The organism is Micromonospora sp. DT229 (assembly GCF_049844505.1).
In the GTDB taxonomy this organism is placed as follows: Bacteria; Actinomycetota; Actinomycetes; order Mycobacteriales; family Micromonosporaceae; genus Micromonospora.
In genome coordinates, this window is sequence record NZ_JBNCLD010000022.1 from 33,937 (window position 1) to 53,157 (window position 19,221).

Annotated in this window: 20 protein-coding genes; 8 read left to right on the plus strand and 12 right to left on the minus strand. The window is 70.7% G+C overall.

What is annotated here, in order from left to right; translation table 11 throughout:
- Position 1 precedes the first annotated feature (1 nt).
- The 6 genes from ACLQ2T_RS25625 to ACLQ2T_RS25650 are packed head-to-tail and all read left to right on the plus strand — an operon-like array spanning position 2 to position 6,370.
- Positions 2–1,120 carry a DegT/DnrJ/EryC1/StrS family aminotransferase gene (locus ACLQ2T_RS25625; protein ID WP_425768954.1) on the plus strand — a complete coding sequence of 373 codons (1,119 nt, stop codon included), beginning with the start codon at positions 2–4 and terminating at the stop codon, positions 1,118–1,120.
- Positions 1,117–1,980, plus strand: coding sequence for a sugar phosphate isomerase/epimerase family protein (locus ACLQ2T_RS25630; RefSeq protein ID WP_425768915.1), 864 nt, complete (start codon positions 1,117–1,119; stop codon positions 1,978–1,980). Before ACLQ2T_RS25625 ends, ACLQ2T_RS25630 begins: the two co-directional genes overlap by 4 nt.
- Positions 1,977–3,260, plus strand: coding sequence for a M20/M25/M40 family metallo-hydrolase (locus ACLQ2T_RS25635; RefSeq protein ID WP_425768916.1), 1,284 nt, complete (start codon positions 1,977–1,979; stop codon positions 3,258–3,260). The genes ACLQ2T_RS25630 and ACLQ2T_RS25635 overlap by 4 nt, the downstream gene beginning before the upstream one ends.
- Before the next feature lie 10 nt (positions 3,261–3,270).
- Entirely contained in the window at positions 3,271–4,380 is a 1,110-nt protein-coding gene (locus ACLQ2T_RS25640) for an Ldh family oxidoreductase (RefSeq protein ID WP_425768917.1), read from the plus strand.
- Positions 4,377–5,699 (plus strand): Gfo/Idh/MocA family protein, encoded by a 1,323-nt coding sequence (locus ACLQ2T_RS25645; protein ID WP_425768918.1) that lies wholly within the window; start codon positions 4,377–4,379, stop codon positions 5,697–5,699. The genes ACLQ2T_RS25640 and ACLQ2T_RS25645 overlap by 4 nt, the downstream gene beginning before the upstream one ends.
- Positions 5,696–6,370 carry a B3/B4 domain-containing protein gene (locus ACLQ2T_RS25650; protein ID WP_425768919.1) on the plus strand — a complete coding sequence of 225 codons (675 nt, stop codon included), beginning with the start codon at positions 5,696–5,698 and terminating at the stop codon, positions 6,368–6,370. Before ACLQ2T_RS25645 ends, ACLQ2T_RS25650 begins: the two co-directional genes overlap by 4 nt.
- Here the strand turns inward: ACLQ2T_RS25650 and ACLQ2T_RS25655 are convergent.
- The 9 genes from ACLQ2T_RS25655 to rapZ form a co-directional block, all read right to left on the minus strand.
- The gene (locus ACLQ2T_RS25655; RefSeq protein WP_425768920.1) at positions 6,357–7,295 is read right to left on the minus strand and encodes a DMT family transporter; all 939 of its coding nucleotides are present in this window, start codon (positions 7,293–7,295) and stop codon (positions 6,357–6,359) included. The two genes, ACLQ2T_RS25650 and ACLQ2T_RS25655, sit on opposite strands and share 14 nt — an antisense overlap.
- Before the next feature lie 66 nt (positions 7,296–7,361).
- Positions 7,362–7,706, minus strand: a complete 345-nt coding sequence (locus ACLQ2T_RS25660; RefSeq protein WP_425768921.1) for an RNA polymerase-binding protein RbpA — start codon at positions 7,704–7,706, stop codon at positions 7,362–7,364.
- A gap of 137 nt (positions 7,707–7,843) precedes the next feature.
- The gene (secG, locus tag ACLQ2T_RS25665) at positions 7,844–8,098 is read right to left on the minus strand and encodes a preprotein translocase subunit SecG (protein ID WP_327024981.1); all 255 of its coding nucleotides are present in this window, start codon (positions 8,096–8,098) and stop codon (positions 7,844–7,846) included.
- A 95-nt stretch (positions 8,099–8,193) separates the two neighbouring features.
- The gene (tpiA, locus tag ACLQ2T_RS25670) at positions 8,194–8,985 is read right to left on the minus strand and encodes a triose-phosphate isomerase (protein WP_425768922.1); all 792 of its coding nucleotides are present in this window, start codon (positions 8,983–8,985) and stop codon (positions 8,194–8,196) included.
- The gene (locus ACLQ2T_RS25675) at positions 8,985–10,208 is read right to left on the minus strand and encodes a phosphoglycerate kinase (RefSeq protein ID WP_425768923.1); all 1,224 of its coding nucleotides are present in this window, start codon (positions 10,206–10,208) and stop codon (positions 8,985–8,987) included. Before ACLQ2T_RS25675 ends, tpiA begins: the two co-directional genes overlap by 1 nt.
- A 52-nt stretch (positions 10,209–10,260) precedes the next feature.
- Positions 10,261–11,265 carry a type I glyceraldehyde-3-phosphate dehydrogenase gene (gap, locus tag ACLQ2T_RS25680; protein WP_425768924.1) on the minus strand — a complete coding sequence of 335 codons (1,005 nt, stop codon included), beginning with the start codon at positions 11,263–11,265 and terminating at the stop codon, positions 10,261–10,263.
- A gap of 322 nt (positions 11,266–11,587) precedes the next feature.
- Entirely contained in the window at positions 11,588–12,568 is a 981-nt protein-coding gene (gene whiA, locus ACLQ2T_RS25685) for a DNA-binding protein WhiA (RefSeq protein WP_425768925.1), read from the minus strand.
- Positions 12,569–12,622: 54 nt separating this feature from the next.
- Positions 12,623–13,597 carry a gluconeogenesis factor YvcK family protein gene (locus tag ACLQ2T_RS25690; RefSeq protein WP_425768926.1) on the minus strand — a complete coding sequence of 325 codons (975 nt, stop codon included), beginning with the start codon at positions 13,595–13,597 and terminating at the stop codon, positions 12,623–12,625.
- Positions 13,594–14,508 (minus strand): RNase adapter RapZ, encoded by a 915-nt coding sequence (rapZ, locus tag ACLQ2T_RS25695; protein ID WP_425768927.1) that lies wholly within the window; start codon positions 14,506–14,508, stop codon positions 13,594–13,596. Before rapZ ends, ACLQ2T_RS25690 begins: the two co-directional genes overlap by 4 nt.
- Before the next feature lie 232 nt (positions 14,509–14,740).
- On the opposite strand from rapZ, the gene ACLQ2T_RS25700 reads away from it, so the two are divergent.
- Positions 14,741–15,391: a hypothetical protein gene (locus ACLQ2T_RS25700; protein ID WP_425768928.1), complete on the plus strand. Its 651-nt coding sequence runs from the start codon at positions 14,741–14,743 to the stop codon at positions 15,389–15,391.
- A gap of 73 nt (positions 15,392–15,464) precedes the next feature.
- On the opposite strand, the gene ACLQ2T_RS25705 is transcribed toward ACLQ2T_RS25700, so the two are convergent.
- The 3 genes from ACLQ2T_RS25705 to ACLQ2T_RS25715 form a co-directional block, all read right to left on the minus strand.
- On the minus strand, positions 15,465–16,163 hold the full coding sequence (locus ACLQ2T_RS25705; protein ID WP_425768929.1) for a hypothetical protein: 699 nt from the start codon (positions 16,161–16,163) through the stop codon (positions 15,465–15,467).
- A gap of 88 nt (positions 16,164–16,251) precedes the next feature.
- On the minus strand, positions 16,252–16,557 hold the full coding sequence (locus ACLQ2T_RS25710) for a hypothetical protein (protein ID WP_425768930.1): 306 nt from the start codon (positions 16,555–16,557) through the stop codon (positions 16,252–16,254).
- A gap of 37 nt (positions 16,558–16,594) precedes the next feature.
- On the minus strand, positions 16,595–17,167 hold the full coding sequence (locus ACLQ2T_RS25715; protein WP_425768931.1) for a GNAT family N-acetyltransferase: 573 nt from the start codon (positions 17,165–17,167) through the stop codon (positions 16,595–16,597).
- Between the two features lie 123 nt (positions 17,168–17,290).
- Between ACLQ2T_RS25715 and recQ the strand changes: the two genes are divergently transcribed.
- Positions 17,291–19,195 carry a DNA helicase RecQ gene (gene recQ, locus ACLQ2T_RS25720; RefSeq protein ID WP_425768932.1) on the plus strand — a complete coding sequence of 635 codons (1,905 nt, stop codon included), beginning with the start codon at positions 17,291–17,293 and terminating at the stop codon, positions 19,193–19,195.
- The last annotated feature ends 26 nt before the right edge of the window (positions 19,196–19,221 follow it).

Sequence of the window (19,221 nt, forward strand, 5' to 3'; positions counted from 1 at the left end):
CATGGCAGTCCCGTACTTCGACTACGCCACCCGGTACGCCGGGTGGGCCGACGACGTCCTGGAAGCGGTTCGGGAGGTCGGCGAGTCGGACGAGTTCATTCTCAAGTCCCGGGTGGCAGCTCTCGAAGCAGCGGTGGCGCAGCGAATCGGCGCCGCCGAGGCCATCGCCGTCGCCAACGGCACCGGCGCGTTGACGGTGATCCTCGCGGCCATGGGCATCGGCCCCGGCGACGACGTGGTGACGCCCGCCTTCTCGTTCATCTCCTCGGCGAGCACTGTGGCCCTGCGCGGTGCGCGTCCGGTCTTCGCCGACGTCGACTACGACACGGCGATGCTGACCGTGTCAACCGTCGAGGCCGTCCGCACCGACGCGAGCCGCGCGATCCTGCCGGCGTACCTCTTCGCGAGCAGCCCCGACATGCCGGCGCTGCGGACGCTGGCCGACCGTCACTCGATGCGCCTGATCGAGGACAGCGCCGTCGCACTGGGTGGCTCGGTCGCGGGCCGGCCCGCCGGCCGCTACGGCGATGCCGGGGTGTTCTCCTTCTTCCCCGGCAAACCGCTGGGCGGAATCGCGGATGCCGGCATGATCGTCACCGACGATCCGGAGTTGGCCACCACCTGCCGGATGCTGCGCAACCACGGCCAGGATCTGAAGGTGCGATTCCTGCACCACCTGGTCGGTTTCAACTGCCGGATGGACGAGGTCACCGCGCTGTTCCTGCTGCGCCGACTGCCGCACCTCGACCAGTTCCTGGCCGACCGCCGCCGGCTGGCCCGGCAGTACGGCGAACTGCTGCGCGAGGCGGCACCTGAGGTGCTGACCCCGCCCGGCGACTACGCCGAGCAGGCGGTCTACACCTACGTCGTACGCGCACCGCAGCGCGACGACCTGCGCTCCTATCTGGCCGGGCGAGGTATCGAGACGAAGGTCTACTATCCGCGGCCGCTGCACCTGCAACCTGCGTTCCGCCACCTCGGCCACGGGCCGGGCGATTTCCCGGTCGCCGAGCGGCTGTCCCGCGAGTGCCTGGCGCTGCCACTGCATCCGGAACTGCCCGACGGCACCGTCGAGCGGGTCGTCGAGGAGATCGCCCGCTTCTACCGGCAGGGAGCATGACGGCGGTGGGGGTCTGGGCCAGCCGGGTCTGCGGGATCGGGGACGAGGCCGCACCGGACCTCGTCGGACAACTCGACGTGCACCGCGACCTGGGCATGTCAGGGGTGGAGTTGCGCACCATCGACGGTCGGGGTCTGCACGAACTCACCGTCGGCGAGGTGGACGACCTGCGCGGGCGGATAGCGGCCAGCGGTCTGCGGGTACCGGTGCTGGACACTCCGATCGGCAACTGGTCCACCACCGTCGCCACCGATCTCGACACCGAACTGTCGATCCTGAGCCGCACCGCGGCAGTCGCACACGCCCTGGACTGCCGGTGGCTGCGGGTGATGTCGTATCCCAACGACGGCCGGCCGGACGAGGCGTGGGCTGCCGAGTCGCTGCGGCGGATGCGGCTGCTGACCGGCGAGGCGCGCCAACTCGGTGTCGTCCTGCTGCACGAGAACTGCCAGGGGTGGGCGGGTTCCTCCGCCGCCAACACGCTGCGCATGCTCGAACACGTCGACAGCCCGCACCTCAAGCTGATCTTCGATGTGGGCAACGGCCTGGCGTACGGCTACCAGGCTGAGGAGTTCCTCGCGCAGGTGCTGCCCTGGGTCGAACACGTACACGTCAAGAACGGTCATCGCGACCCGGACGGGCAGGCCCGGTTCACCCTGCCCGGCTCCGGCGAACTGGACCTGACCGCCTGCATCCGTCGGCTGGAGGCTGCCGGCTACCGGGGTTGGTACAGCCTGGAGCCACACGTGGCGCACATTCCGCACCTTCAGGTCTCGGGTGAGGCGGGGCAGTTGGAGGCCAGCTACCGGGCCTACGCGACACGCTTCCGCACGATCATCGAAGCGGCGGCACAGCCGTGACTGCCTGCTGGACCGAGGCCGACCTGGGCTGGTTGACGGAGTTCATGGCGGTGGACTCCGTGTCGCCATTGGAGGGTGGACGCCTCGCCGCCACCCGACAGGCGCAGGAGGTGTTCCTCGCGGGTGCGCGTGAGCGCGGCTTCCAGGTTCGCCATTACGACAGCCCGCCGGTAGAGAGCATGACGTCCGAGGACATCCCGATGCCGGTACGGCGGGCGTTGGAAGCCGACCCGGACACCTTCCTCGACGCCCAACCCTGCCTTGTGGTGGCCATGGGAGAGCCAGCGCCGGCGGAACGACGACTGGTCATCAACTTTCACGTCGACACCGTCGGCCCGCACATCGAGCCGCGCCTCGACGGCGACATCCTGCACGGCCGGGGCGCCGTCGACGACAAGGGCCCCGGGGTGGCCGCCGCGGTGGGCGTCGCCGCCGCGTTCGCGGCCCATCCCTGGCTGGCCCAGTGCATCGAGGTCGTGCTGACCAGCGTGCCCGGTGAGGAAGGCGGCGCGATGGGCGTCTTCGGCACCCGATGGCTGGTGCGGCAGGGCTACACGGGTCGGCTGATGCTGTTCGCCGAACCCACCGGCGGCCGGGTGCTCGATGCCTGTACTGCGGCGATGACCCCGCGACTCCGGGTGGTCGGCGAGGGCAGCACGGACGACCATCCCGGCGACGCGCACAACGCCACCGTGGCGCTGGGCTTCCTCGCGGATCATCTGGTCCGCGCCGTCGGCCCCCGAGCGGCCGCCCTCGGCGCCAAGCTCTGCGTCGCCGGCCTGCACACCGGGACCGCACACAACCGGGTGTACGGCGAGGGTGAGTTGCTGCTCAACATCGCCTATCGGGACGAGGTCGGCGGGGAGGCGTTGGTCCACGAGGTACAGCGGGCGTTCGACGAGGCCCGTGACGTCTTCGCCAAGGCGCACCTCGGCAACCCGTTCACCGCACGACTGGTCGACGACTGGGATCGGGTGGTGCGCCTGGACTGGCTCAAGCGTGGGCTGCCGGTGCTCGACAACCGTGACCCGGAGATGGAAGACCTGCTCGCCGAGGCGGGATTTGCCCGACACGACGGCCTGGCCGACGGCAGCGCCTTCACCTGTGACGCCATCTGGGCCGGCGGACCCGACCGGTACGTCGCGGTGTGCGGACCGGGCCGGCTCGACGAGAACGGCGCGCACACCGCGGCCGAGTGGGTACGCGTCGACGACCTGGCGACCTACGCGAGACAGATCCGCGACCTCGTGGTGCGTTTCGGCGCCACGTACCGACAGTAACGGGAGAGACATGGCCAACAGTGTGACGGTCGAGCACACCCAGCTCACCGCCTTCGTACGGAAGGTGTTGCTGCGCTGCGGACTCGACGAGCCGGCGGCGACGACGGCGACCGAAGTCATCTGCTACGCCGACATACACGGATTCACCACCCACGGCACCAACGCGCTGGCCGGGATCTACGCCCCGCGCCTGCGCGCCGGAAGCATCCGGCCGGACGCGCAACCAAAGGTCGTGGTCGAGACCCGGACGACGGCCGTCATCGACGGCGACAACGGCCTGGGGGCCGTCACGATGGTGGCCGCCGTCGACCTGGCCATGGCCAAGGCGCGGGAACTCGGCCTCGGCATGGTGACGGTACGCAACAGCAGCCACTTCGGCAGCGCCGGCTACTACGCCAGCCGGGTCGCCGCCGACGGCCTGATCGGAATCGTGATGTCCAACTGTGGCGCACAGGGTGTCGTCCCACCGCTGGGCGGCGTCAAGCGGCTGCTCGGTACCAACCCGCTGAGCGCGGCGGTGCCGGTGTCCCACGGTGCACCGTTCGTCCTGGACATGAGCGCCACCGCCGTGGCCACCGGCAAGATCCGGGCGGCCCAGCGTGAAGGACGGCCGGTTCCCGAGGGCTGGCTGGTATCCCCCGACGGGGCGCCGACGACCGACCCCAACGCCTACTTCGACGGGCACGCCGACGTGGCCTGGCTGGGCGGCACGGCGCAGACCGGTGGCGCCAAGGGATACGGCCTCGCGTTGCTGGTCGACCTGCTGTGCGGCCCGCTGGCCGGAGCGGCGTACGGGCCCCGGCCGCAGGCGCTGACCGAGACCGAGCCGGCCGAGGACGTGAACATCGGCCAGGTGGCCCTCGTGATCGATCCCGTCGCGTTCGGCGTCGCCGACACCTTCCCGACCGAGACCCGCGCACTGCTGGACACGGTGTCGTCGTCACCCGCCGCACCGGGCCAGCGGGTGACCTACCCGGGCGCCCCGGAGGCTGAGCGGGCCGCGTTGTCGCACACCGAGGGGATCCGGCTGCCGGACCACGTCGCCGTCCAGTTGGTACGGCTCGGTGCCGAACTCGACGTGGCCGTCCCGGCTGCGCTGGCTGAGGCTGGGCCGGCATGAGGATCGGCGTCATCGGGCTCGGCGTGATCGCCCCGTACTTCCTCCGGGCCGTCGAGGACGACGAACAGCTCACCCTGACCGCCGTCTGTGACCGCAACGAGACGAAACTCGCGGATTTCACCGATGACCCGCGCGGCATCGCGACCTACACCGACCACCGCGAACTCCTCGCCTCGGGCCTGGTCGACGCGGTCGTGCTCACCCTGCCGAACGCGGTGCACGCCGAGGTGGCCGCCGACGCGCTCCGGGCCGGTGTGCACGTGTGCTGCGAGAAGCCGATGACGGTGCACCTGGCGGACGCGCGCGAGCTCGTGGCGTTGGCGCGCGAGTCCGGCCGGACGCTGTTCACCGCCTTCCATCGGCGGTACAACCGCAACGTGGCCGAGTTGCGCGACGGTGTGGGTGATCCGACGACCATCGAGCGCCTGGTGTGTCGTTACTCCGAGCGCATCGAGGAGCACACCGGTTCGGAGGCGTGGTATCTCGATCAGGATCTGGGCGGCGGTGGCTGCGTCATCGACAACGGCCCGAACGCGCTGGACGCGGTGCGGACGATCGTCGGCGATCTGGAACTGGTCGACGCCACGATCGGGGATGTCCGTCGCGGCGTGGAGTTCTGCGCCGAACTCCAGTTGCGCTCCGAGCACGGGGTGCTGATCACGGTCGAACTGGACTGGGCCCTGCCGTCGGGAGAGGTCAAGGACATCACCGTGTACGGCAAGGACGGCTCCGTCCGCTCGGCCGACATGCTGGCCGGATTCCCCGGGTTCAAAACCTCACTCGACCACGAGTACGCCGCGATCATGGCTGATTTCCGGCACGCGGTGTCCCTCGGTGACGCCTACACCGATGCGGGTCCGGACATCGTCGCTCTCGTCGAGCAGGCGTACGCGGTCGCCCGGCGCAAGGAACCACGGCTGCGTACGCCCTCGAAGCGGCCGACCGTGGCGCGGCTCGTGAAGCTGTTGTTCCACCGCCGCGACGATCGCGGCATGACCATGTCACCGTGGCTGTCACGATGTGTCCAACAGGGTGAGATCCACGAACTGGTGACGACCACGGACCAGCCGACCCGGCCAGGTGACCGGGTGGACGCCGTTGGCTTTCTCGGATTCGCCGAGTTCGCCACGGCGACCGTGGTGCAGCGGGGCGACGTGGTGGTCTGCAACGGCCGGCAGATCGGCACGGTCGCCGGTTTCGACGAATGTCACTGGCCCAACCACTACAACATCCTCATCGACACCGACCGCATCGTGACCGCCGAGGACCTAAGCTTGCAGGTCGGCGATTCGCTGCAACTCTTGGAGGCTGTGCGATGACTACTCAAGCGCACCTGCCCGTGGCCGAGGTCACTGTTTCCCCGCAGGTCGCGAGCGCCTTCCCCGACGTCAGGGTGCTCTGCGTCGAGGCCGAGGTGGGCGGTGGCGATGCCATCGACCGCGAGGTGCAGGAACGCTGGGCGCAAGAGCACGCCAGGTGGCACGGGGTGGCGAAGGCGGAGATCCGCGCACACCCCGCGGTCGATGCCTATCGACGCTTCTCCCGCCAGATCGGCGTGGACCCGGACCGGCAACCACCGTCGATCCAGGCACTCATCGAGCGTGGTCTGCGGACGAAACCGCTCGGCAACTGGCCGAAGATCAATCCCACGGTGGACGCGGTTAACGTGACCGCGGTGGCGACGATGGTCGCGCTCGGCGTGTTCGACGCGGAGCGGCTCACCGGGCCGGTCAAGCTGGCCCTAAGCCAAGGTGGGGAGCGCCTGAAGCCGATCGGCGCCCAGGAGGAGTTGGAGTTGGAGCCGGATCGGTTGATCCTGGCTGACGACGCCCGGGTGCTGTCGCTGTTCGCCCACCGCGACGGCGTGCACCAGGCGGTGCGTCCGGAGACCCGCCGGGTGTTGTTGCTCGCCTGCGTCGTGGACGGTATCGCCGCTGACCATTCGGTGGACGCGCTGCGGCACTCCGCCGCCCTGCTCAACCTGCGCTGACTGTGCGGCTGGCCGGTCGCTGTTCCTCGCGGCCGGCCAGCCCACCGCCTCGTCGGCGCCGAGAGGGCAGCATCCCCAGGCTCACCCCCGCCCCGACCACCATGGCGCCGATCAGGACCTGCACCGACAGTGTCGCCGTGCCGATCCACACCGCGATGAGGGTGGCGGCCACCGGGACGATGCCCGTCAACAGGCCGGCACGGTCCACTCCCAACGATCCGACGGCGGCGTACCACAGGGCGAACGCCAGTGCGGTGACCACCACCGCGAGGAAGGCCAGCGACAACGCCTCGGTGCCGGTGGGCGCGGTGGCGACCCGGCCGCGCTCGATGAGCAGCGCGGTCCCGGCGAGCATGACGCCGGCGAGCGCGCAGGTGTACGCGCTGAGCCGGACCGGCCCGAGTCGGGGCAGCAGCGGGACGGCGAGCAGGGAGAAGAGGCACTCACCCGCCAACGCGCCGAGCGACCACAGCACGCCGGGCAGACTGAACTGTCCCCCGCCGAGAACGGTACCGACTCCGACCAGCACGATCACCGCCGATGTCGCCACGAGCAGCGACGGCCGGCGACCCGCCAGCAACGGTCCGGTGATGGCGAGTACCAGCGGAGCCGCCCCGACGATGGCACCGAGCACCGGCGGGTCGGTGTACCGGGCGGCCTGAAGCAGACACACGTTGAACGCCGCCAGGCCGGTAGCGGCCAGCAGGGCGAGTCGTGCCCAGTCCGATCGGCCCACCCGGACCCATGGCAGCCGGCGCAACCACAGGTAGCCCAGCAGCAGCAGTGCCGCCGCCGCGTAGCGCCACGCCTGACCGGTCAACACCGGGTATGACGTGAGCAGTGGACTGACGGCGGCGGAACTGCCCACGAACGCCATGGCGAGCGTTCCGCTGATCAACCCCGCCCGGTAACCGGTCATAGCCATATGCGTGAGCATAAGACCTCGGGCATTCACGGGGATGATCACCCTCGGCGTGCCGTGCCGGCAGGATCAGCCCCTGCCGCGCCGCTGCCGCAGGGCGGCGAGGGCCTCGGCGAGGATCGCCTCCCCCTCGGCGTCGGTACGCCGCTCCTTCACGTACGCCAGATGGGTCTTGTACGGCTCGCTGGTGACCCGGCCGGGTGGGTCCTGGGCGTCCGGACCGGCGGGCAGCCCGCAGCGGGGGCAGTCCCACAGATGCGGGGTCGGCGCCTCGGCGGCGATGCGGATGTCGGTGCGGTGCCCGTTGCGGCACCAGAAGCTGACCGAGCGGCACGGGGCCGGCCGGTGGCGTTCGGGGTGGCGGGGCGGCGCGGACCCGACTCGGGCGCCTCGGATGACATTGCCGTTCGACACGGCGCTCGCTCCTGTCGTCGGAGGGAACCGCCGTCGAGGGGTGGACGGCGGGCGACGCGGTGCAGCGGGTGAAACGACGTGCGCGCGGCCCGTCGGGTGACGGACCGCGCGCAGATTGTACGACTAGTGGCGCCTGATCAGACGCCCACCTGCAACCGAAGCCAGAGGCCGAGCCCGACGATGCAGGCGAACCAGACGATGCCCACCAGCACGGTGTAGCGGTCGAGGTTCTTCTCAGCCACTGACGACCCGGCCAGGCTGGAGCTGACGCCACCGCCGAACATGCTGGACATCCCACCACCCTTGCCGCGGTGCAGCAGAATAAGCAGGACGAGCAGTACGCTCGTGATGACCAGCAACACGATCAACGTGTAGGCGAACCAGATCGGCATGGCGGGGGTCAGTCCTCTCGTTACGATCCTCGCCCGGGCAGTTCGGGCACGGCGGCACCGACCGGCGGACGGGCGGAGTCAAGGATAGCGAGCGATCAGCCGGTGATGTGCTCCGGGAACCGGCAGATCTTCGCGAACTCCTCGGCGTCGAGGCTGGCACCGCCAACCAGGGCGCCGTCCACGTCCGGCTGGGCCATGATCGACGCCACGTTCGACGACTTCACCGAGCCGCCGTAGAGGACCCGTACCTGGTCCGCGGTGCCCTGGTCGAAGGTCTCGGCCAGCCGGGTACGCAGCGCGCCGCACACCTCCTGGGCGTCCTGGGGGGTGGCCGTCTTGCCGGTGCCGATCGCCCAGACCGGCTCGTAGGCCACCACGACCTTGGTCACCTGCTCGGCGGAGAGCCCCTTGAGCGCCCCGTCGAGCTGCTCGGCGCAGTGCGCGACCTGCCCGCCCTGCTCCCGGACGTCGAGCCCCTCCCCCACGCAGAGGATCGGGGTGAGCCCGTTGGCCAGGGCGGCCTGCACCTTGGCACCGACCAGCGCGTCGTCCTCGCGGTGGTACTCCCGCCGCTCGGAGTGCCCGACCACCACGTAGGTGCAGCCCAGCTTGGCCAGCATCGACCCGGCGATCTCACCGGTGTAGGCGCCCGAGGCGTGCGCGGAGAGGTCCTGTGCCCCGTAGCCGATCAGCAGCTTGTCGCCCTCGACGACGGTCTGCACCGTGCGCAGGTCGGTGAACGGGGGCAGGACCACCGTCTCCACCTCGGTGAGCTGCTTCTCGGTGAGGCTGGCCGCCAGCTTCTGCACCAGCAGGTTGGCTTCCAGGTGGTTGAGGTTCATCTTCCAGTTGCCGGCCATCAGGGGCCGGCGGGGGGTGCTCGCCATCAGTTCTCCAGGGCCGCGATGCCGGGGAGGGTCTTGCCCTCCAGGTACTCCAGGGAGGCGCCGCCGCCGGTGGAGATGTGTCCGAAGGACTTCTCGTCCAGGCCCAGGGCCCGCACCGCGGCGGCCGAGTCACCGCCACCGACGACACTGAAGGCGTCGGACTCGGCGATCGCCTCGGCGACCCCCCGGGTGCCGTTGGCGAACGCCGCCATCTCGAACACCCCCATCGGGCCGTTCCAGAAGATCGTCCGGGCGTTGGCCGTGCCGTCGGCCGAGGAGCCCCGCAGCGCGGCGGCGAAGCCGGCCACCGTCTCCGGCCCGATGTCCAGGCCGACCCGGTGGCTGGGGATGCCGTCGGCCGGTACCACGTCGTGCGCGGCGTCCGGGGCGAAGGCGTCCGCGGCCACCACGTCGACCGGGAGCATGATCTTGCCTTCGGAGCGCTCCAGCAGGTTGCGGCAGGTCTCGATCATCTCCTCCTCGAGCAGCGAGGTGCCGATCTCGTGGCCCTGCGCCTTGAGGAAGGTGAAACACATGCCGCCGCCGATGAGCAGCCGGTCGACCGTGGGCAGCAGCGCCTCGATCACCGCGAGCTTGTCGGAGACCTTGGAGCCGCCGAGCACCACGACGTACGGCCGTTCCGGGTTGCCGGTGAGGGTGGAGAGCACCTCCACCTCCCGCAGCACCAGGCGACCGGCGACGTGCGGCAGCCGGGCCGGTACGTCGTACACGCTGGCGTGCTTGCGGTGCACCGCGCCGAAGGCGTCGTCGACGTAGGCGTCACCGAAGGCGGCCAACTGGTCGGCGAAGGCACCCCGCTCGGCGTCGTCCTTGCTGGTCTCCCCCTTGTTGAAGCGGAGGTTCTCCAGCAACGCGAGCTCGCCGTCGCCCAGTGCCGCGACGGTGGCCTGGGCGGACTCACCGACCGTGTCGGTGGCGAAGTGCACCGGGGCACCGAGCAGCTCGCCGAGCCGCCCGGCCACCGGGCTGAGACTGAACTGCGGGTCCGGGCTGCCCTTCGGCCGGCCCAGGTGCGAGCAGACGATCACCTTGGCGCCGGCCTCGGTGAGCGCACCCAGGGTGGGCAGGACGGCCCGGATGCGGCCGTCGTCGGCGATGGCGCCGGTCTGCTTGTCGAGCGGGACGTTCAGGTCGGCGCGCACCAGCACGCGCCGACCCGACACCCCCTCGGCGAGCAGATCGTCGAGGGTACGGATGCTCACAGAGCTAGCCTCCCGTTCGTGACTGCGGGGCTCGCAAGCTCACTCCTCGCACTCACAGCGACTGACCGACCAGCTTGACGAGGTCGACGAGGCGGTTCGAGTAGCCCCACTCGTTGTCGTACCAGCCGACGACCTTGACCTGGTTGCCGACGACCTTGGTCAGCGGCGCGTCGAAGATGCACGACGCCGGGTCGGTGACGATGTCGGCGGAGACGATCGGGTCCTCGTTGTAGGTGAGGATGCCCCGCAGCGGACCCTCGGCGGCGGCCTTGATCGCGGCGTTGACCTCGTCCACCGTGGTCGCCCGACCGACCGTGACGGTGAGGTCGGTGGCCGAGCCGGTGGGGATCGGCACCCGCAGGGCGTACCCGTCCAGCTTGCCCTTGAGGTCCGGCAGCACCAGGCCGATGGCCTTGGCCGCACCGGTCGAGGTCGGCACGATGTTCAGCGCGGCGGCCCGGGCCCGACGCAGGTCGGAGTGCGGCGCGTCCTGGAGGTTCTGGTCCTGGGTGTACGCGTGGATGGTGGTCATCAGACCACCCTCGATGCCGAAGGTGTCGTGCAGCACCTTGGCCATCGGCGCCAGGCAGTTGGTGGTGCACGAGGCGTTCGAGATGATGTTGTGCTTGGCCGGGTCGTAGGAGCCCTCGTTGACCCCCATCACGACGGTGACGTCCTCGTTCTTGGCCGGCGCCGAGATGATGACCTTCTTGGCCCCACCGTCGAGGTGCGCCTTGGCCTTGTTGGCGTCGGTGAAGAACCCGGTGGACTCGATGACGACGTCGACGTTCAGCTCACCCCACGGCAGGGCGGCCGGGTCACGCTCGGCGTACGCCTTGATGCTCTTGCCACCGATGGTGATCTCGTCGGCGGTGGCCTTCACCTCGTGCGGCAGGCGGCCCAGGATGCTGTCGTACTTGACAAGGTGGGCGAGCGTGGCGTTGTCGGTGAGGTCGTTGACTGCAACGACCTCCACGTCAGCGCCGGACGCCAGCACTGCCCGGAAGAAGTTACGGCCGATGCGGCCGAAGCCGTTGATGCCAACCCGGATGGTCACAGGTCCCATCTCCTCGCGTTTTGGTTCGCCGGCGTGGAGACCCTCGGCCGGCGAAGCGGTGTGCGCCGACCGTTGGAGCCGGCCGTTGACGATTCATCTCGGCCACCCCGCCGCGGTCCGAGGGACCTGACCGCCCGAGGCGGTGGGTACGGCGGGTGCACCGGTTCCGGCCCCCTTGCCGTACGCAAGCGACCCTATCCGAGCGCGTCGAGCCGCGCTGCGTCGGGTGGTTGTCCACCCCACACCACACGGGACACCGCACCGCGCCGACGGCGCGTGTCGGCCCGACACCGACCCGCCCGCCGGACGACCCACCGTCCTATCAGACCACGAGCATGTCGGGCGTGACTGCCGCTTCGGTATCCGGGATGCCCAGGTCCCGGGCCCGTTTGTCGGCCAGGGCCAGCAGCCGGCGGATCCGACCGGCGATGGCGTCCTTGGTCAACGGCGGGTCGGCCAGGGCGCCCAACTCCTCCAGAGAGGCCTGCCGGTGCTCCAGCCGCAACCGACCGGCCGAGGTCAGGTGCTCCGGCGCGTCGTCGGCGAGGATCTCCAGCGCCCGGGTCACCCGGGCCGCCGCGGCCACGGCCGCCCGCGCCGAACGACGCAGGTTTGCGTCGTCGAAGTTCGCCAGCCGGTTGGCCGTGGCGCGTACCTCCCGGCGGACCCGACGTTCCTCCCAGGCCAGCACGCTGGCGTGGGCGCCGATGCGGGTGAGCAGGGCGGCGATGGCGTCGCCGTCCTTGACCACCACCCGGTCCACCCCGCGGACCTCACGGTTCTTGGCGGTGATGCCGGTGCGGCGGGCCGCCCCGACCAGGGCCAGGGCCGACTCCGGCCCCGGGCAGGTGATCTCCAGGGCGCTGGAGCGGCCCGGCTCGGTCAGCGAACCGTGCGCCATGAACGCGCCCCGCCAGGCGGCGACCGCGCAGCAGACGTTGGCGGCCACCACGTGCGGCGGCAGTCCCCGCACCGGCCGACCCCGCACGTCCAGCAGACCGGTCTGCCGGGCCAGCGCCTCGCCGTCCTTGACCACCCGGACGATGAAGTGGCTGCCCTTGCGCAGCCCACCGGAGGCCAGCACATGAATCTCACTCGGGTAGCCGTAGACCTCGGCGACCTCCCGGCGCAGCCGACGCGCCACCGCGCCGGTGTCCAGTTCCGCCTCCACCACCACCCGTCCGGAGACGATGTGCAGCCCACCGGCGAACCGCAGCAGCGCGGCCATCTCCGCCCGCCGGCAGCAGGGCTTGGGCACGTCGACCCGACTCAGCTCGTCCTTGACCGCAGCCGTCATCGCCATTGTGCGTCCCCTCACGGACCGGTTCCGGCGTGTCGCCGGAGATTACGTACGTGTCTAACGATCGGCGCCCAGTACGGGCACCAGGGCGGCGGCCAGTGCGGCCGGATCATGACGGGGAGTACCGTCGTCGACCGCGACGGGAGCGAGGACCAGTCGGGCTCCCAGCGATTCTGCCGCACGGTAGACCGGGGCCGGATCACCGACCGCCTTGGAGTCGGCGAGCACGTAGTCGACCGTCAACTCCGGCAGGTACCAGCGCAGGGCCGCCAGGTGGTCGGCGACGGACAGGTCGAGAGTCTCCTGCTCGGCGGCCAGGTTGAGGGTGACCAGCCGACGAGCGGAACTGGCCAGGATCGCCGCGGCCAGCTGCGGTACCAGCAGGTGCGGCAGGACGCTGGTGTACCAGCTACCCGGCCCGAAGATCAACCAGTCGGCGGCAGTCGTCGCGGCGACGGCCTCCGGACAGGCCTCGGGGGCCTGCGGGGTGAGCCGCAGCGACTCCACCCGACCCGTACTCACCGCTACCTGGTGTTGGCCGCGTACGGTGCGCACCTCGTCGGGCCGGTCCGGATCGGTGCCGCGTACCTGCGCCTCGATGTCCACCGGCTGGCAGGACATCGGCAGCACCCGGCCGACCGCGCCGAGCATCGCCCCGGCGTGCTCCAGGGCGGCCACCGGGTCACCCAGCAACTCCATCAGCCCACAGAGCACCAGGTTGCCGACGGCGTGACCGGCCAGGCCGTCCCGGTGCCCACTGTCGGCGGCCACTGCGGCGAACCGGTGCTGGAAGAGCCCGGCGCTGCGTCGGGTGGCCGGATGGTCCCCGGCCAACGCGACCAGTGCCTGCCGCAGGTCGCCGGGGGGCAGGCCACCCCGCTCGGCGCGTAATCGCCCGCTGGAGCCGCCGTCGTCACCGACGGTCACCACGGCGGTGATGTCCAGATCCAACTCGGGTGCGCAGCGGCGCAGGGCCCGCAGCGCGGCCGACAGGCCGTGCCCACCCCCGAAGGTCACCACCCGGATGGTCATTCCCGCCCCAGGTCCCGGTGCTGCGCGTTGGCGGCCAGGCCGGCACGGCGCAACCGGGCGGCCAAGTCCTCGGCGATGGCCACGCTGCGGTGCTTGCCGCCGGTGCAGCCCACCGCGACGGTCAGGTACCGCTTGCCCTCCCGTTCGAAGCCGGCCGTGGTGGCGCCGACGAGATCGGTGTACGTCGAGACGAAACTGTCCGCGCCCTCCTGCCCCAGCACGTACGCGCTGACCGCCTCCTCCCGGCCGGTGTGTTCCCGAAGTTCCGGCACCCAGTACGGGTTGGGCAGGAACCGGGCGTCCAGCACGAAATCGGCGTCCGGCGGCAGGCCGTACTTGAAACCGAAGGAGATCACGGTCACCCGCAGCTTGCGGGCGTCCTCCCCACCGAACAGCTCCTCGATGCGCCGACGCAGTTGGTTGACGTTGAGGTGGCTGGTGTCGATGATCACGTCGGCCTGGTCGCGGGCCTCCTCCAGCAACCCCCGCTCGACCGCGATGCCGTCGGCCAGCCGCCCGTCACCCTGCAAGGGGTGGGAACGGCGCACACTCTCGAAACGGCGGATCAACACCTCGTCGTCGGCGTCGACGAAGACCACCCGGGGGGCGTAGCCGCGCTCCTTGAGCTCCCGGATCGCCTCGGCCAGGTCCGTGGAGAAGGCCCGGGAGCGTACGTCCAGCACCATCGCGGTACGCCGGGCCGCCCCGCCGGCCTTGACGGCCAACCCGGCCATGTCCAGCAACAGGGCCTGGGGGAGATTGTCCACGACGTAGAAGCCGACGTTCTCCAGGGCCCGGGCGACCGTGCTGCGCCCACCGCCGGACAGCCCGGTGACCACGACCAGGGTGGTGTCCGTCTCCGCCGCCCCGGAACCGCCGGTGTGATGACCGTTCGTGTGCGCCTCGCCCACCCATCAACCCCCAAGCTGTGGCGCTCCGGTCAGGCCGACCGGGCATGGTCAAAGCGACTCTAGTGCGGCCCGCCGGACCCTTGCCACCGACGCCCCGAGCTCGCCGGCCAGCCCGCTCGCGCCGGTGGACCCGCCGGTCGACCGCTCTGTCGACTGACTCGGAGCGCCGGGACTCCCCCCGGCTGTCGGCTGACTGACGGCGAGGGGCCGGCTACGGCGTTATCCTCCGGCCATGGGCAGACACGGAGCGCGACTGCGCTGGGTGGTGGCCCTGGTCTCGGTCACCGTCGCCGTACTGGCCACGATCGACCACGCGCGGGAACGCCAACGTGAGCACAATGCCAGCCCCGAGGCGGTCACCGTCACCGTCGAGGCGATGTTGCCGCAGCCGGACCAGGTGGCCGACCTGGCCGTCGCGTACGGCTGGCGCGACGGCTCCGCCCCGGTCGGGGACCCCGATGACCAGTCCGTGCTGCTGCGGTTGCGGTGGTCCGGCCCAGGCCAGCCCGGCACCTATCAGGTGATCCTGCTGGACAACCGGCTGGATCCACCCCGGGTGGTGCCCCCGACCGGTGGCTGGGACGCCGCCGGCAGCACCGGGTTCAACTGGGCCGGTTCGTACGAGACCCTTGCCGCGCGGTACGACTTCCTGGCCGGTGCCGTCTCCCGCCCGGAGTCGAGCGACTCGCTGCGTACCCCGGACAACCTCGGCGCGGTCAGCACCCGGGCGGTCGCCGAGGGCGACCTGGTGGCCCTGTTCCGGATGGGCCTGGCCGCCGCCCCGCTCACCGACCCCGCCGACCTGCTGGTCGCCCTCTGCTACGTCGACCCCGCCGGCACCCCCCGCTGGGCCAAACCGGTGCCGGTCCCCCGGCCCTCCTGAGCAGGGCTGATGGGGTGCCCATGATGGATGATCCGCTTCTCCGCGGCAGCCCGGGTGCAGCCGGTTCGGTGGCTCAGATGGCCTGGAGCCAGCGGGTGTGGATGTCCTGGTAGCGCAGCGGATCGACGGCGGCCGGGTCATCGAGAAGTTCGACGAGCAGGGCGCCGTTCGGCAGCCGGCGCACCCGGTCGGCGATCTCGGGCAGGGGTGCCGGTGGCAGCCGACGATCGGGACCCAGGTAGGTCCACCAGCCGAGTTCCGCCGGCCAACCGCCGGCGGGATGCCAGCCGTCGTGAATGTCCAGGTGCCACACCTGATCGGTGGACCACTCGTCGAGAATCCGCCCGAAGTCGGCGTGCAGTCGTACGGCGACCTCAAGCCACAGGTCGGTCAGCAGAGCATGCAGTTCACGGAAGGTGTCGGCCGCCGGCACCGGGCGGCGGTGACAGTATCCCGAATCCAACGCCCAGCTGAGAGTCCCCGCCTGCCACTGCACGAAGAAGACGTCGACCTCGTCGCTCATCCAGAACTGGCCACTCGCGGTGCCCGCCGCCATGGCCTCCAGTGCCGCCTGCGGGTCGTCCACCGTACGCAACTCGCTGTCCGGTTCGATGAACAGGTTGATCAGCCCGTCGGGGCGTTGCGGCACCAGGCCCCGGGCGCCCGCCAGGGCGTACAGCTCACGGAGGGCCGACTCCGCCGGCGCCCGCACGTGCAGTTCCCAGATCCAGTCCGACCCCACCCCGGCATGGTGGCGATCAGTCTCGGGCACCGCAAGCCACCAAGGTCACCTGCTGATCTGCGCCTGGTTGATCAGGTCCCGCACCCTCCACCGAGCGGATCCTGGATGACCAGCGCGGTCATCCGGCAGGGTCAGGTGTGCTGGGGTCGACCATGGCCAGGAAGGCACGGATGTTCTCCCGGTGCTCATCGAGCGACAGGTCCGCGGTCGGACTCAGTCCGAATCCGTAGCCGGGATTCGGCCCGCTGAGCCAGGTGTAGTCGGTGCCACCGCCCTCGTCCGGGCGCAGGGCGAAAATCTCTCCATCGACCTCTAGCGTCAGCGAGGTGACATCGACGGCACCTTCGGCTCGGGGATGCAGGCCGGGCTCGGCCAGCGGGTGAGGTGCCCGGTCGCCGTCGTCGTCTGAATAGAACTCCTTCACCCGGCCATTGTCATGGACCGGCCCAGCCGGTACGGGTTCACCGCAGATCCAGCCGCATGAGCACCCGGGGGAACCCGGCGAGTACCGAGGTGGTGTCGGCTGCCTTGACGAAGCCGGCTTGCTCGAAGACGGCGCGGGTGCCGACGTAGGCCATGGTGAGGTCGACCTTCTCGCCGCGGTTGTCGACCGGGTAGCCCTCGATGGCCGGTGCGCCGCGCTCCCGGGCGAAGGCGACCGCACCGGCCAGCAGGTGGTGCAGGATGCCCTGCTTACGGTGGCCGGGGCGGACTCGGAAGCACCACGCGCTCCACACATCGAGATCGTCCAGGTGCGGGATCCGCCGGTTGCCGGCGAAGCTGGTGTCGGCTCGCGGGTGCACCGCCGCCCAGCCGACGACCTCCTCGCCGTCGTAGGCGAGCACCCCGGGAGGAGGGTCCATCCCGACGAGTTCACGCACCCGGTCGCCGCGCATCGTCCCGCGTAGTCGCTGGTTCTCCTTCGACCCGATGCGGTAGCTCAGGCACCAGCACACGTTCGCGTCCGGCCGCTTCGGGCCGACGAGGGTCGCGACATCCTCGAACACGGTCGCCGGGCGTACCTCAATCGCCATGGCCCCACCCTGCCACCGCCCACCGACATCTCTTCCCGACCCGGTGGACACACCGCGCCCACCGATCCCTCGGCCGGGAATGGCGACCGGTCCGCCGGAGCGGGCGGCTCGTAGAATCCTCGGATGGTCTCCCCCGCCGACACGAACATCGCCGACGTGAGCATCGCCGATCTGGCCACCTCCGACGCGCCGGCCGGGGAGAAGGTGACAGCGGCGCTGGAGGTGCTGCGGCGGGTCTTCGGGTACGACGCCTTCCGGGGCTTCCAGCGCGAGGTCATCGACCATGTGGTGGCCGGCGGGGACGCCCTGGTGCTGATGCCGACCGGGGGCGGCAAGTCGCTGTGCTACCAGATCCCGGCCCTGGTCCGCGACGGGGTGGCGGTGGTCATCTCGCCGCTGATCGCCTTGATGCAGGACCAGGTGGACGCGTTGACCGCAGTCGGGGTGAAGGCCGGTTTCCTCAACTCCACCCTCGATCTGGACACCCGCCGGCTGGTCGAGGCGGAGTTCGTGGCCGGGGAGATCGACCTGCTCTACCTGGCTCCGGAGGCGTTGGCCAGCCGGGCCACCCTGAGCCTGCTGGACCGGGGCCGGATCAGCCTGTTCGCCATCGACGAGGCGCACTGCGTGTCGCAGTGGGGGCACGACTTCCGTCCCGACTACCTGAACCTGTCGATGCTGCACGAGCGCTGGCCGGGGGTACCCCGCATCGCGTTGACCGCGACCGCGACCAGCGCCACCCGGTCCGAGATCGCCACCCGGCTCAATTTGACCGAGGCACGGCACTTCGTAGCCAGCTTCGATCGGCCCAACATCCAGTACCGGATCGTGCCGAAGCGGGAGCCGCGCAAGCAACTGCTGGCCCTGCTACGCGACGAGCATCCCGGGGATGCCGGAATCGTCTACTGCCTGTCCCGCGCCTCGGTGGAGAAGACGGCGGAGTTCCTGGTCGCCAACGGCATCGACGCGCTGCCGTACCACGCCGGTCTGGACGCGAGGACCCGGGCGGCGAACCAGCAGCGGTTCCTGCGCGCCGACGGGGTGGTGATGGTGGCGACCATCGCCTTCGGGATGGGCATCGACAAGCCGGATGTCCGGTTCGTCGCCCACCTCGACCTGCCGAAGTCGGTCGAGGGCTACTACCAGGAGACCGGCCGGGCCGGGCGGGACGGCCTGCCTTCGACGGCCTGGCTGGCGTACGGGCTCCAGGACGTCGTGCAGCAGCGCAAGATGATCGACACCTCCGAGGGTGACCTGGCGCACCGGCGTAACCTCGCCGCCCATCTCGACGCGATGCTGGCGCTCTGCGAGACGGTCCGCTGCCGCCGGGTGCAGTTGCTGGAGTACTTCGGCGAGTCGGCCACCGGCGACTGCGGCAACTGTGACACCTGCCTGGAGCCGCCGGAGTCGTGGGACGGCACGGTCGCCGCGCAGAAGCTGCTCTCCACGGTCTTCCGACTGGACCGGGAACGCAACCAGCGCTTCGGGGCCGGGCACTGCATCGACATCCTGCTGGGCCGCAACACCGACAAGATCACTCAGTACCGGCACGACTCACTCACCGTCTTCGGCATCGGCGACGACCTCAGCGAGGCGGAGTGGCGGGGAGTGGTGCGTCAACTGCTGGCCGAGGGCCTGCTGACCGTCGAGGGGGACTACGGCACCCTGGCCCTCACCGACGCCAGCGCCGAGGTGCTGGGCCGACGCCGTACGGTGATGCTGCGCCGTGAGGCGGCCCGCCCGGCCCGTGCGGCGCGCACCGCCAAGCCGCGGGGCGCCGCCACCGTGGTCGCCGAACTGCCCCCCGAGGCGACCGGCACCTTCGAGCGGCTGCGCGCCTGGCGGGGGGTGACCGCCAAGGAGCAGGGAGTCCCCGCGTACGTCATCTTCCACGACGCGACGCTGCGCCAGATCGCCGCCGACACCCCGTCCTCGCTGGCCGAGCTGTCCCGGATCAGCGGCGTCGGCGAGAACAAGCTCGCCAAGTACGGCGAGCAGATCCTCGAAGTGCTCTCCGGGGCCGACTGAGGGCCGTACCGAACACCTGCCGGACC